Raw genomic sequence first — 12604 nt, forward strand, 5'->3', positions numbered from 1 at the left:
TCCAAGCACGGTAGCGCCTCGTCCCCGGCCGAACTCCGAAACGTCCCGGGCCGCTTGAACCGGCACTACGCCTGCCTCCCACAGGCAGGGCAGGCGACATGTCGCTTCCACCGGCCCGCTGCCAATCGGTTCCCGAGCCCGCCAGCCGCCAAAATCCCCGCCGCTGCGTCACCAATCACCAAAGTGCTGACCGCTTGGCCCGGGCCGGTGTCGGCTTGTGCGTCGTGTTGGGTACGCAGGCGTCGGCGGGTGTGCCCGGTGTTTGGCCTCCCGGTCGGGAGTGGCCAAGGGCAGTTGAACACCGCTCAAGTGTTCCAGTACGACACTGGCGTCGGCGATGGGCATTTTGCCGGGGGCCGGGAGGCTTCAACCCGCCTGGAGCAGCGAGCCACGGCGGGTTTCAGTAGAAATTGCCGACACGGGTACAAGCAGGATCATTGACATGGCTGCAGCTTCCACACCCGGCAAGAGACTGAAATGCGCCCGGCCACAGCCCTGCGGAAGCGCGATGTTGCAGCAGCCCGGGTTTTCATTATCCTCACCGGCGATGAACCGCACCGCGTAGGAAATTGGCGACAACGCTCGATCTGCGACCGTCGTGAACCGGTCTTGAGATGGAACCACTCGGCATATGTCTTCTGCTCGCGGTGGGGCTGCCCTTGCTGGGCAGCCCGCTTGTGGCGTTGGCCGGACGCAAACTTGGATTTCGTGTCGGCTGGCTGGCGTTGACGTTTGCGCTGTCTTCCACCGGCGCGCTGCTGGCGCTGGCAAAGAGTGTCCCCCTGCCGGGCCGCACGGTGATCGAGTGGCCGTGGATACCCTCGTTGGGATTAAATCTGTCGTTCCTGGTGGACGGACTTTCGATTTTCTTCGGGCTGGTCGTGAGCGGGATGGGCTGCCTGATCATCTTCTATGCGATGTTTTATCTCGGGCGCGACCACGAACACCTCGGCCGGTTCTATTGTTACCTCGTGCTGTTCATGGGCGCGATGCTGGGCACGGTGTTCGCCAATCATCTGGTGCTGCTGTTCATCTTCTGGGAACTCACCGGCATTGCGTCGTTCCTGCTCATCGGTTTCCTGCACGAGGAGGAAGGCTCGCGCATAGGCGCGCGGCAGGCGTTGCTGGTCACGGGCTCGACCGGTCTGGCGCTGTTTGCCGGCGTGGTATTGCTCCAGCAGGTTTCGGGCACGGCCAGTCTGGCGGACCTGTTGGCGAACGGGCTGCCGTGGACCCAGCAGGGCACGGCGCTCACGGTGGCCATGCTGTTGATGTTTGTTGGCGCGTTCGGCAAGTCGGCCCAGTTCCCGTTCCATTTCTGGTTGCCCAATGCGATGGCAGCGCCCACGCCGGTCAGTGCGTATTTGCACTCGGCGACGATGGTGAAGCTGGGCGTGTTTCTCGTCGCACGCCTTTACCCGCTTTTCGTCGGGCACGAATACTGGATGCCGCTGCTGACCGTCATTGGTTTCACCACGATGGTCCTGGGCGCGGTGATGGCGTTGTTGTCGCACGACTTGAAGGCGATTCTTGCCCACTCGACCGTGAGCCAGCTCGGTTACCTGATCGGCTATTACGGCCTCGGACCTGCCAACGGTGTCGCATACGATTACCTGCACATCTTCAATCACGTCCTTTACAAGGGGGCGCTGTTCATGGTTGTTGGTGTCGTGGCCCATGCAGCGGGCATCCGCGACATTCGACAGCTGGGCGGATTGTTTCCCGGGATGCCGCTGCTCGGCATTACGTCGCTCATCGCCGCGGCGACGATGGCGGGTATCCCGGGCACATTTGGCTTTCTCAGCAAGGAGATGATGCTCAAGGAGATCTTCGGGGCGATGCGCACACAGGACGGACTCGGCTTCTACGCGACGGTGTGCGTGGTATTGACCTCGGTGGTGAAGGTGGCGTTTTCGGTGCGGTTGTTCGCAAACATTTTTCTCGGCAGGAAACCGGAGCAGGTCCGCCGGAACTTCCACGCGCCGTCCGTCTGGATGCAACTGCCGCCGGCGTTGCTGGCCGGCTGCGCGCTGGTGTTCGGCCTGTTCCCCGGACTTCTCGAAGGACCGTTCCGCGCGCTGGCGGTCGAGGGCTTAAACCGTCCGCAGCACCTCGCGCTCTGGCACGGCTTCACCAAGGAACTGCTGGTGAGCAGCCTCGTGGTTGCAGCAGGCTGCGCGCTTTATTGGCTCGGGCAGAAAACGGAGTGGCGGTGGCACAACATCCCGCGCTGGCTGCGGTTCGACTCGGCATTCGAGGCGGGGGTCGAAGCCTTCTCCACGTTCACCAAGACGGTCACGCGGCTTTTGTGCTCGGACCGGCCGGTGCATTACCTGCCCATCATTGCCACGTTCCTTGTCGCCCTGGTTGGAGGCAGCTTGCTGTGGAACATGACGGACCTGGCCGGTCTGGCAGCGCCGGACCGGGTCGCGGTGCATCCGTTGCGGGGACTGACGGCTGCGCTGATTGCCCTGGCAACCATTGGCGTATTGCTCCTGCGCCGATGGACGGCTCAACTCATCTGCCTGTCCGTCGCGGGATTTCTCACCTGCTTTTATTTTGTGCTTTATCGCGCGCCGGATCTGGCGCTGACGCAGATCCTCGTCGAGACGGTCACGCTGATTCTGGTGCTGCTGCTGCTGGCCCGGTTTCCCCGCCCGGCGCAGGAGGGCGAGGAGCGGCGCAAGCCCGGGATGCTGGAGCGGGCTTTCCACATGATCCTGGCGTTGAGCGTGGGCGGAGTGGCCGCGGCGATGGTGCTGTTGGTGACGGCCAATCCCCACCCCGATCCGATTGGCCGGAACTTCCTCGACCACACCGTCGAGCTCGCCAAGGGCGGTAACGCGGTGAACACGATCCTGGTGGACTTCCGCGGCTTTGACACGTTGGGCGAGATCACCGTGCTGGTCATCGCCACGCTCGGCTGCCTGGGCCTGCTCATGCGTTACAAGCGCACGCCGGAGGAATACAAACTGGGCCCGCTCGGCCCGCCGGGCTTCGGCGTGGAGGTGAAACGAAAGGACTGACATGACCGGCCCGCAATCCTACATCTTCAAAGCGGTTGTGCGTTTCCTGTTCTTTCCTGTGAACGTCTTCGCACTCTACCTGCTGTTGCGCGGCCATAATCTGCCGGGCGGCGGCTTCATCGCGGGACTCGCCACGGCGGTCTCGCTGATTCTCCTGAGCCTGGCCGTTGGACTGGAGGAATTGCACCGCGTCATGCGCATCGACGCGATGCGACTGGCGGCGGCGGGCCTGGCGGTTGCGACGTTGACCGGCGCAGCCCCGCTCCTGTTGAATCGTCCGTTTCTCGAACACTTCCACTTCCATTTCGACCGCGTTCCCCTCGTCGGGGAACTCCACGTTGGCACACCGCTGATTTTTGATGTGGGCGTGTATCTCATCGTGGTGGGCGTCGCCTGCAAGATCATTTTCGTGCTGGGCAAGTCCACGCAGGGCCTCCGCGTGCTTGTCGCCGAGGAAGAAGTGCGTTACAGCTCGCCGGTGGAGCGCCCCATCGAAGAGGACACTTCCCATATCTTCGAAGAACCCCGAAAACCCCAGAGGCCTCATGCAACTTGAAACCGGAATTCTTGTTGGTGTGATGTTCACCGTCGCTACGTATCTGGCGCTGCAACGCAGCTTCGTGAAAATCCTTTTCGGCTTTCTGATCCTTTCCAACGCTGCGAATCTGGTTGTGCTTGCCATGTCCGGCCGGCCCGACGGCAAGCGCGCGCCCGTGGTGCTGGATGCAAACGCGCCGATGGTTGACCCGCTGCCGCAGGCGCTCATTCTCACCGCCATTGTCATCGGCTTCGGCGTCGCGGCCTATTTGGTGCTCCTGCTCTACCGGTTGTTCCTCGACCAGAAAACCACGAATGCGGCGGAACTTTACGATGAGAGCAGCACGGGCTGAGAAGTGACGGAACACCACATGAGCTGGCCCATCCTCCCCGTCCTGCTGCCACTTGTGACGGCGCTGGTCGCCCTGTTTTGGGGACGAACTGGCGTCGCGCGGCGTGGACTCGTGGCGCTGTCGGCGGCAGCGCAATTGGCCGTGGCCATTTACCTCGGCGTGGAGACGATCAGGGGACACACGTTCGTCGTTGGCATGGGTGCGTGGTCGGCGAAATTCGGCATCCTGCTCGTCGTGGATTTGCTTTCGGCGCTGATGGTCACGCTCTCGACGCTGACGGCGCTGGCTTGCATTCTTTACGGTTATGCGGAAACCCCCGTGACCGTCGAACATCCGCTCCGGGCGCCGTTGGTGCAGTTTTTGGTGATGGGCATCAACCTCTCCTTCTGCACGGGCGATTTGTTCAATCTGTTCGTGGCCTTCGAGGTCATGCTCATCGCTTCGTATGCCCTGCTCACGCTGGAGGCGGACGATTGGGACATCAAACACGCCTTTCCCTACGTGGCCATCAATCTTTTTGGCAGCGCGCTCTTCATCAGCGCCTGCGGGCTGGCCTATGGCCTGTTCGGCACGTTGAACTTTGGCGAAATCATCCTTCGCGCCGCGCCGCTGGTGTCGGATTTCCGCCTGCACGTGCTGACGTTGCTCCTCATTGTCGTCTTCGGCATCAAGGCGGGGCTGTTCCCCCTCTACTATTGGCTGCCAAACAGCTATCCCACCCTGCCGATTCCGTTGGCGGCCCTGTTTGCGGGCATGTTGACCAAGGTGGGTGTGTATGTTCTGGTGCGCATCCTGGGCACGGTGCTGCCGCATGAACTGACCTTCTTGCACTCATTGTTGGCGTGGCTGGCCGGGGTGACGATGCTTGTGGCGGTCGTGGGCGCAATTTCGCGAAACTTCATTCGCGGCATTCTATCGTTCCACATCCTGAGCCAGATTGGGTACATGGTGCTGGCGCTTGGCTTCTTCACTCCGCTGTCCATTGCCGCCTGCATTCTCTACATCACCCACCACATTGTGGTGAAATCGTCCCTGTTCCTGATCGGTGGTGTGGCGGCCCGCCTCAATGGCACGGACAATCTCGACCGCATGGGGAATCTGTGGAAACGTGTACCCTGGCTGGGCGTGCTCTTCCTTGCCCAGGCCCTGTCGCTTGCCGGGGTGCCGCCCTTGAGCGGCTTTTGGGGTAAATATCTCATCGTTGTGGAAGGCCTCCGGCAGCAGCACTACTGGCTGGTCGGCGCATCCATTCTGGCAAGCCTCCTCACACTCTTCAGCATGTTGAAAATCTGGAATGGTGCGTTCTGGGCCGAATCGAAAACCGTGCCCGTGCGCAGCGGCGACCGGGGCTGGATGGGCATGACGGCGGTGGCGGCGGTCCTGACGTGCATTTCCCTGGCCATTGGGCTGGGGGCGGAAGCCTTTGTGCAAATCGCCATGCAAGCCGCCGAGCGCGCGCTCGATCAGCCGGGCTACGCGCAGGCAGTGTTGGGGTATTTGGGTAAAACAGCGGAGGGCCCAACGCCATGAAATCGCTGCTCCTCAACCTGCTGATTGCGATCATGTGGTTGCTGTTGAGCGCCGAGCCCTCGGTGACGACCTTCACGCTGGGTGGTTTGATGGGCTTTGCGTTGCTTGCGGTGTTTCACCGCGTGCTCGGCAGCGGCGATTACGTGCGGCGGGTCTTCGCGTTGGGCCGGTTCGCGCTCGTGTTCACTCGAGAATTCCTCCTGGCCAACGCCAGGGTTGTGTGGACCGTCCTGTTCCGCTCCAGGGAATCCCTGAATCCCAACTTTATCACCTACGACGTGGCCGGGCTGAAGCCGATTGAAATTCTGATCCTTTCGCACTGCATCACGCTCACCCCCGGCACGACGGCCGTCAAGGTGACCGATGATTTCCAAACCCTTGTGGTGCATGTACTCCACGCGGATGACGCGGATGCGATCCGCGCCCAGATCGACCGCGTGCTCAAACGCGGCATCCTGAGTTTCACCCGATGATGACGACCGTCCTTTACGTTGCTGGTTGCGTGTTGACGCTGGCGATTGCCCTAGGAATGGTCCGGCTGGTGCGCGGGCCGACCGTGATCGACCGCATCATGGCCTTCGACCTCATCACCACCAGCGGCGTCGGCATGATCGTGCTGCTCTCGATCCGGTGGAAAACCGCGATGTACCTCGAACTGATCCTGATCTATTCGCTGCTCGGCTTCTTCAGCACGGTGGCATTCGTCTTTTACCTGAGCCGGACGCACGACCTGGAACAGCTCTCGAAGGCTGATCCCCCGGGTACACATCAACCTCAACCTGCTCCCGACCATGACTGAGATTCTGACCGCCACTCTGGTCCTGAGCGGCGCATTGCTGATTCTCGCCGCTGCCATCGGGGTGCTGCGCCTGCCGGATGTCTTGTGCCGCTCGCACGCTGTGGCCAAGGCGCTGACGCTCGGCATTTTCCTGATGCTGCTCGGCCTGTGGGTTGACCAGGGCGAAAAACAAACCGCGCTCAAAATCCTGCTCGCCATCTTCTTCCAACTCGTCACCATCCCGGTCGGCAGCCACCTCATCGGCCTCCTGGCCTTTGAAAAGGACATTCCTCGCTGGCGCCACCGTCCGATGGACGATCATCGCGCAAAGGACGCCAAATGACCCGGGCCGCCCACCGGTGCAAACGGCGGAAGCAGCATCGAAGACCGGCGCATGGCGCCCGGGATGTGCGTTTGCCCATTTTCCCCTCGACCGGCCCGTGGTCCACGCCCGGCGACCCTGTGATCGGCCCGGGCGGCGGGCATCCGGCTTGCGGTTCAGGCGACGATCCCCTACGCGGCGGGAGACCGCATGTCGGTTTCGGCCAGACCCGGCAGCGCATCGGTGGGGAAGCGCCATTTGCGGCTGCGCTGGCAATCGCGCCGCGCCCGCTGAAGACGCGGCGGCTGGTCCAACCAGCGACGGGCCGTTTGCCGCGATTGGCTGGCCCGGGAGGTCCGCTTCTGCATCCTGGCTGAGGCGCACCTACTGCCCGATCCGACCCGCCGCTCCCCGGTCCTCTGCACCGCCCGGCTTTCGGCCGACTGTCTGGTCCGGTGGGGTCACCCGATTGTGGCAGTGGAGGGTTTGGCCGATGGTGCGCGGTTCGGCGACACCGTCTGCAAGGCTGTTGGCTGGCAGTGGCCGGAGCTCCGCCTGCAGGTGGGCAAGTGTCGGGTCGGCCCGGTCAGTGGCGTGGCCGTGGTGGGGCTGTGGAGCTGGATCAGCCCGGCGTTGTTTTGGGGCCGACCTTTAGCGTGAGGGGGTCGGTGCGGGACAAGAGCGATCTGGTCGGGACGGGTTGGCTCCCAAAGCAGCCCCGGCCGGGGCTGGACCGGCTGCTGGGGCGGTGTTTGCCGCCCTGAGAGGGCAGGTGCGTCAAGGTTGAGTGCTGCGAGGCAGGCGCGAGCGCTGCCGGGTGGCAGGCTTATGTCTGCTGCGTTGCAACCACGCTCAAAGCGGCCCGCCGATTGCCTTCCGATGGCCTTCAAGGACATGCCAATTACCCCCTCGGCAGGGCCGCTCACCACCCCTGGCGCTCCAATGCCCCTCTGGAATCAGCGCTGGGACTTTTGGTTTGGCCGGGTCATGGGCAGTTGACTGGGGGTGGCGGTGGGCAGAGTGTGGTGGTTGGGCACGGCTGACGGGTCCGGCGGGGTTTCCGCCGGGAACGGCAGCTGCGCCATTTGGGGTGGTAATTTGGGACTTGCGGTTGGCGGGTGATTGGGGCTTGGCGGAGGGGAGTTGGAGGACGTCGAAATGGACAGGCCGGGGAAAAGCGGTTCGCGACGGCACCGTTACCGGTTGCCCTCTCACTGGCGCGTGTTGCAGGAGCCGACCAGACAGGAGAAGCGGGCCGTACGGGGTCTTGCTGGGATCTGGTTGGCGGCGCTGCTGTATGTTGCGACCTGGTTTGCGTGTCGCGGACCCGGGCCGGGGTTGCAGATGATTGACCATGAGCTGGCGGATCCGGCGCGGATTGGGTTGAGCCGATAGGGGCCGGGGGTTGGTGGGGTGACGGCCGGGTGGAGAGCGCGATGGCGCGCCCGGCAGGATTCGAACCTGCGACCACCTGCTTAGAAGGCAGATGCTCTATCCAGCTGAGCTACGGGCGCGCCCGATTGCGGCGGCAACGGTTCCTGCCCGGCCCCGGGGACGCCGCGAACGTGGTCGGGCATGTCGCGGCGACCGGTGCGGCGTCCGACGTGCCACACCTGGCCGAAATTCGGCCCGGCTGTGGCGGGGTGGCGGCCGTGCCGTGTGCCCATTTCACTATGGCCGATGCCGGGGATTCGGCAAGGCGGCTTTTTGCGGGCGTGGGTGGGGTGGGAAAGATGGCCGGGGCTGCGGTGGGAGGTTTCAGTTTTCGGTGTCGGCTTGTGTGTGGGGGAGTTGTGACGGGGTCGGGGTTGCCGGGGTGGGCCGGGGCAGGTGACGGGCCTGGCGTCGGGGGATGGGGGCCGAAGGAACGGCGGGCTCGCATGGGTCGGGTTTGGCGGGGAGGAGGGCGCGGATGGCGGGGGGCAGGTCGCGATGGCCTGCGCGGGCGAAGTCGCGGGCCAAGGTGGCGGCGACTTCATGGGGATCCTGGCCGCGGACGGTGGTGAGGTATTGGAACAGCCATTGGGCCAGGCGGGGCAGGGCGATGGCGTCGGTGCGTTGGGCGCGGGCGTAGAGCCAATCGCTCCAATCGAGGAAGCTGTAGAATGGGGACCGGTTGGGTGTCCAGATGCGGGGTGTGGTTTCGACGAAATTGCCGCTGTTGGCGACGAGGTCCCAGTATCGTGCGAACCGGCGCAGGCGCTGCATGGTGGCGAAATCAATGAGTCGGTTTTCGAGGATTTCGTAGGGGGGCAGCGGGTTGTAGACCATGCCCCATTCGGCGTCGTGGCGGACGATGGGTGTGCCGCGGAGGCGTTTGAGGATGCCGAACTGGATTTCGTGGGGGCGCAGTGCCACGAGGCGGTCGAACCCGGCGGCGAAGCTTTCGACCGATTCGCCGGGTAATCCGGCGATGAGGTCGGCGTGGATGTGGACGCCGGTGTGCTCACGCAACCAGCGCAGGTTTTCCTCGAGGCGGGCGTAGTTTTGTCGGCGCGAGATGCGGGCGGCGACCTCGGGGTTGAAGGTTTGGATACCGACCTCGAACTGGAGGCTGCCGGGCGGGAACTGGCGGATGACCTCGCGCAACTCGCCGGGGAGCCGGTCGGGGATCATTTCGAAGTGGTAGAACCGGCCGTCGCGGTGGCGGCGGAGTAGGAATTCGAGGATGGCGCGTGCGACGTTGACGTTCAGGTTGAAGGTGCGATCGACGAATTTGAAGTGGCGCGCGCCGCGGTCCAGCAGGCGTTGGAGGGCGGCCAGGAAAGGTTCCAGCGGGAAGGTGCGGACGGGGATGTCGAGGGAGGACAGGCAGAATTCGCAGGAGAACGGGCAGCCGCGGGAGGCTTCGACGTAGAGGATGCGGTGGGCGAGGTCCTCGTCGGTGTATTCGTCGTAGGGGAGGTTGAGTTGGTGGAGGGCGGGCAGCGGGGCCTGGAGGATGCGGCGGGGCGGGTTTTGGCCCTGGAGGAGGCAGCGGGCCAGTTGGGCGAAGGCCAGGTCGGCTTCGCCGCAGATGACGTGATCGGCGGTTTGGGCGATGGGCTGGGTTTCGGTTTCGTAACTGACCTCGGGTCCGCCCAGGACGACCTTGAGTTGGGGTCGGAGGCATTTGAGGAGGCGGACGACCTCGGTGGCGGGCGTGGCGTTCCAGATGTAGATGCCGAGGCCGACGATGCGGGGTTGGTGTTGGAGGATGGCCTCGACGATGTCCACGGGTCGTCGGTTGAGGTCGAATTCGAGCAGGACGGTGTGCGGGCGCAAATCCCCGAGGTTGGCCATCAGATAGCGCAATCCGAAGGCCGGGTGGATGTATTTGGCGTTGAGCGCGGCCAGGACGATGTCCGCCATGCAGGGGGAAGGTAACGCAGGGCGCGGGCGGGTGCGATTTCGGATTTGTTGCGGTTTTGGGCCGGACGTAATTTGCGGGGCGATGAAGGCGAGGTTGGCCCGGTTTGGATGGTTGGGGTTGGCGATGGTTAGCGGGATGCATGCCATGGGTGCGGAACCGGACAGGGCCCGGGCGCGGGCCTTTTTGGAGTTTTACAATGCGACCTACCAGCGGTTGTACCAGGTATCGCAGGAGGCGCAGTGGCTGGCGGCGACGGACGTGACCCCGGAACACACGGGGCGGCGTGTGGGTGCGGATGCGGCTTTGGCGGCGTTTCTGGGGAGTCCGTGGGTGGTGACGGAGTGTCGGGCGTTGCTGGGTTCGGGTGCGACGTGGGATGAGTTGACGCGGCGGCAACTGGAGATGATTCAACTGCTGGCGGCGGAGTATCCGGGCACGCTACCCGAGGTGGTGAAGGAGCGTGTGGCGGCGGAGGCGCGTCAGAGTGCCACGCTGGACGGATTTGAATTTCGTTGGACGCCGCCGGGCAGCGGGCGCTCCGAACGGCTGACCGTCAACCAGATCGATGAGTTGCTGGTGAGCAGCACGAACCTGGCGGAGCGCCTGGCGGTGTGGGAAGCGAGCAAACAATCGGGTGTGGCGCTGAAGGAGGGTTTGTTGCGGTTGCGGGATTTGCGCAACCGGCTGGCGCGGGAGATGGGGTACAGTTCGTATTATGCGTTGCGGGCGGCGCATTTTGGTTTGACGGTGGCGGAGCTGCGGGCGTTGAACGAGCGGTTGGTGGAGGAGGTGCGGCCGTTGTACGAGCAGTTGCATGCGTGGGCGCGGCGGCGGTTGGCGGAACGGTATGGTCAGCCGGTGCCGCGTTTGATACCGGCCCATTGGTTGCCGAACCGGTGGGGTCAGGAATGGCCGGGTTTGGTGGAGGGCGTGGATCTGGATCCGCTGTTTCGGGGGCGGTCGGCCGAGTGGGTGGTGCGGCAGGCGGTGGCGTACGGGGAGTCGCTGGGTCTGCCCCGGGTGCCGGAAAGCTTTTGGAGGCTGTCGGATTTGTACGAGCTGCCGGCCGACAGTCCGCGCAGGAAGAACACGCATGCGTCGGCCTGGGATGTGGATTTATCGGGGGACGTGCGTTCGTTGATGAACGTGAGGGCGAACTTTGCCTGGTTCGCCACGGCGCATCATGAAATGGGGCACGTGTTTTACTTTCTGGCCTATGACCGGCCGGAGGTGCCGGTGGTGTTGCGGCGGGGTGCCAGTCCGGCGATGCACGAGGCCATGGCCGAGACCCTGGCGACGCCCACGGTGCAGCCGCCGTATTTGAAGCGGTTGGGGTTGTGGCCGGATGAGCTGGCCCCGGACGATTTGCGCTGGTTGCTGCAGACGGCCCTGGAACAGGTGGTGTTTATTCCGTGGGCGGCCGGGGTGATGGCCTCGTGGGAACACGACTTTTACGAGCTGGATCTGCCGGCCGATCAGTTGAATCGGCGTTGGTGGGAATATGTGGAGCGGTACCAGGGGATTGCCCCGCCGGCGCCGCGGGGGGAGGAATTCTGCGACGCGGCGACCAAGACGCACATCAACGATGATCCGGCCGAATACTACAAGTACGCGCATGCCTTTCTGATCAAGTACCAGCTGCACATGCATCTGGCGCGGCGGCTGGGGCAGGATCCGCGCCAGACGGACTTTTATGGTCGGCCTGAGGTGGGGCGGTTTTTGCTGGGCATCATGCGGGCGGGAGCCACGCGGGACTGGCGGGCTCTGATCCGGGAGGCCACGGGCGAGGATTTGTCGGCCCGGCCGATGCTGGAGTATTACGCGCCGCTGCGGGCGTATTTGGAGCGGGAGAATGCGGGTCGGCCGGTGGGTTGGTGAGGCCGGGTTCGGGTCGGTGTGCGGTTGTGGGCCGGTGGGTGCGTGGGGACGTTGGTGGCGGGGCGTGGGGTAGCGGGGAAGGGTGGAAGCCGGGCGGGCCGTCGTCCGGGGTTTACAGGCGTTTCAGCAGTTCGGCCCGGCTTCGTTCGTAGATTTCGTCGTGCAGGGAACGCCCGTGGGCGTCCATGGTGACCACGGCGGGGAAATTTTCGACCTCCAACACCCAGATCGCCTCCGGGGCGCCGAATTGATCGAGGAAATGGACCTCGCGCACGCGGCGGACGCGTTCGGCGAGGACCTGGGCGGCGCCGCCGACGGCGTGGAGGTACACGGCGCCAAACTCCTTGCAGGCGGCCAGGGTGCGTGCGCCCATGCCGCCCTTGCCGATGACGGCGCGGATGCCGAATTTGCGGATGATCTCGGCCTGGTAGGGTTCTTCCCGGCTGGAGGTGGTGGGTCCGGCGGCGGCGCAGCGCCAGGAGCCGTCCGGTTCCCGGAGCATGACGGGGCCGCAGTGATAGAGCACGGCGCCGCGAAGGTCGACGCCCTCGGGCAGGGCACCGCCCTCGTACAGGTATTTGTGGACGGCGTCGCGGCCGGTGTAGACGATGCCGCTCAGGGAGACCTCGTCACCGACGTGCAGGGCGCGGACCTGTTCCTCCGTCAACGGTGTTTGCAAAGTGATCATGTTCCGTCGTGCGTGGTGCGGCCGGGCCCGTGCGGGGCCGCGGCCTTTCCTTCATGGATACGCTCGATGCGGCCCCGGGTAAAGCGTCCAGAGGAGCCGGAAGGGGGGCGGTTCGGGCGCGGGGACGGGGTGGGTGGGGT

Annotated in this window: 10 protein-coding genes, 1 tRNA gene and 1 pseudogene; 9 read left to right on the forward strand and 3 right to left on the reverse strand. The window is 64.3% G+C overall.

All coding sequences use genetic code 11. The features are described 5' to 3' along the window. Positions 1–614 precede the first annotated feature (614 nt). The 8 genes from mbhE to G4L39_RS05395 all read left to right on the forward strand — a co-directional run bounded on the left by mbhE (position 615) and on the right by G4L39_RS05395 (position 7206). Entirely contained in the window at positions 615–3026 is a 2412-nt protein-coding gene (mbhE, locus tag G4L39_RS05360) for a hydrogen gas-evolving membrane-bound hydrogenase subunit E (protein WP_165106503.1), read from the forward strand. A 1-nt stretch (position 3027) separates the two neighbouring features. Next, positions 3028–3582 carry an MnhB domain-containing protein gene (locus G4L39_RS05365; protein WP_165106504.1) on the forward strand — a complete coding sequence of 185 codons (555 nt, stop codon included), beginning with the start codon at positions 3028–3030 and terminating at the stop codon, positions 3580–3582. Further along, entirely contained in the window at positions 3572–3916 is a 345-nt protein-coding gene (locus tag G4L39_RS05370) for a sodium:proton antiporter (RefSeq protein WP_165106508.1), read from the forward strand. The genes G4L39_RS05365 and G4L39_RS05370 overlap by 11 nt, the downstream gene beginning before the upstream one ends. A 54-nt stretch (positions 3917–3970) precedes the next feature. Beyond that, entirely contained in the window at positions 3971–5446 is a 1476-nt protein-coding gene (locus tag G4L39_RS05375) for a proton-conducting transporter transmembrane domain-containing protein (protein ID WP_205880803.1), read from the forward strand. Next, positions 5443–5919, forward strand: a complete 477-nt coding sequence (locus G4L39_RS05380) for a Na+/H+ antiporter subunit E (protein WP_165106511.1) — start codon at positions 5443–5445, stop codon at positions 5917–5919. The genes G4L39_RS05375 and G4L39_RS05380 overlap by 4 nt, the downstream gene beginning before the upstream one ends. Then, a complete protein-coding gene (locus G4L39_RS05385) occupies positions 5916–6245 on the forward strand; it encodes an MrpF/PhaF family protein (RefSeq protein WP_165106513.1) in 330 nt (109 codons plus the stop codon). The genes G4L39_RS05380 and G4L39_RS05385 overlap by 4 nt, the downstream gene beginning before the upstream one ends. After that, positions 6238–6567, forward strand: a complete 330-nt coding sequence (gene mnhG, locus G4L39_RS05390; protein ID WP_165106514.1) for a monovalent cation/H(+) antiporter subunit G — start codon at positions 6238–6240, stop codon at positions 6565–6567. Before G4L39_RS05385 ends, mnhG begins: the two co-directional genes overlap by 8 nt. 450 nt (positions 6568–7017) lie before the next feature. Continuing rightward, complete coding sequence (locus G4L39_RS05395) at positions 7018–7206, forward strand: hypothetical protein (RefSeq protein WP_165106516.1); 189 nt, start codon at positions 7018–7020, stop codon at positions 7204–7206. A gap of 777 nt (positions 7207–7983) precedes the next feature. Here the strand turns inward: G4L39_RS05395 and G4L39_RS05400 are convergent. Beyond that, positions 7984–8060 (reverse strand) — tRNA-Arg (locus tag G4L39_RS05400). A 244-nt stretch (positions 8061–8304) separates the two neighbouring features. Next, positions 8305–9897 (reverse strand): B12-binding domain-containing radical SAM protein, encoded by a 1593-nt coding sequence (locus tag G4L39_RS15380; RefSeq protein WP_165106517.1) that lies wholly within the window; start codon positions 9895–9897, stop codon positions 8305–8307. 82 nt (positions 9898–9979) lie between these two features. Here G4L39_RS15380 and G4L39_RS05410 point away from each other — a divergent pair, with 82 nt between their 5' ends. Next, positions 9980–11776, forward strand: a complete 1797-nt coding sequence (locus G4L39_RS05410) for a M2 family metallopeptidase (RefSeq protein ID WP_165106519.1) — start codon at positions 9980–9982, stop codon at positions 11774–11776. A 112-nt stretch (positions 11777–11888) separates the two neighbouring features. On the opposite strand, the pseudogene G4L39_RS05415 reads toward G4L39_RS05410, so the two are convergent. Beyond that, positions 11889–12461, reverse strand: a pseudogene (locus G4L39_RS05415) (FumA C-terminus/TtdB family hydratase beta subunit); the annotation flags it as partial. Positions 12462–12604: the final 143 nt, after the last annotated feature.

The sequence above is a fragment of the Limisphaera ngatamarikiensis genome (assembly GCF_011044775.1).
Taxonomy (GTDB): domain Bacteria; phylum Verrucomicrobiota; class Verrucomicrobiia; order Limisphaerales; family Limisphaeraceae; genus Limisphaera; species Limisphaera ngatamarikiensis.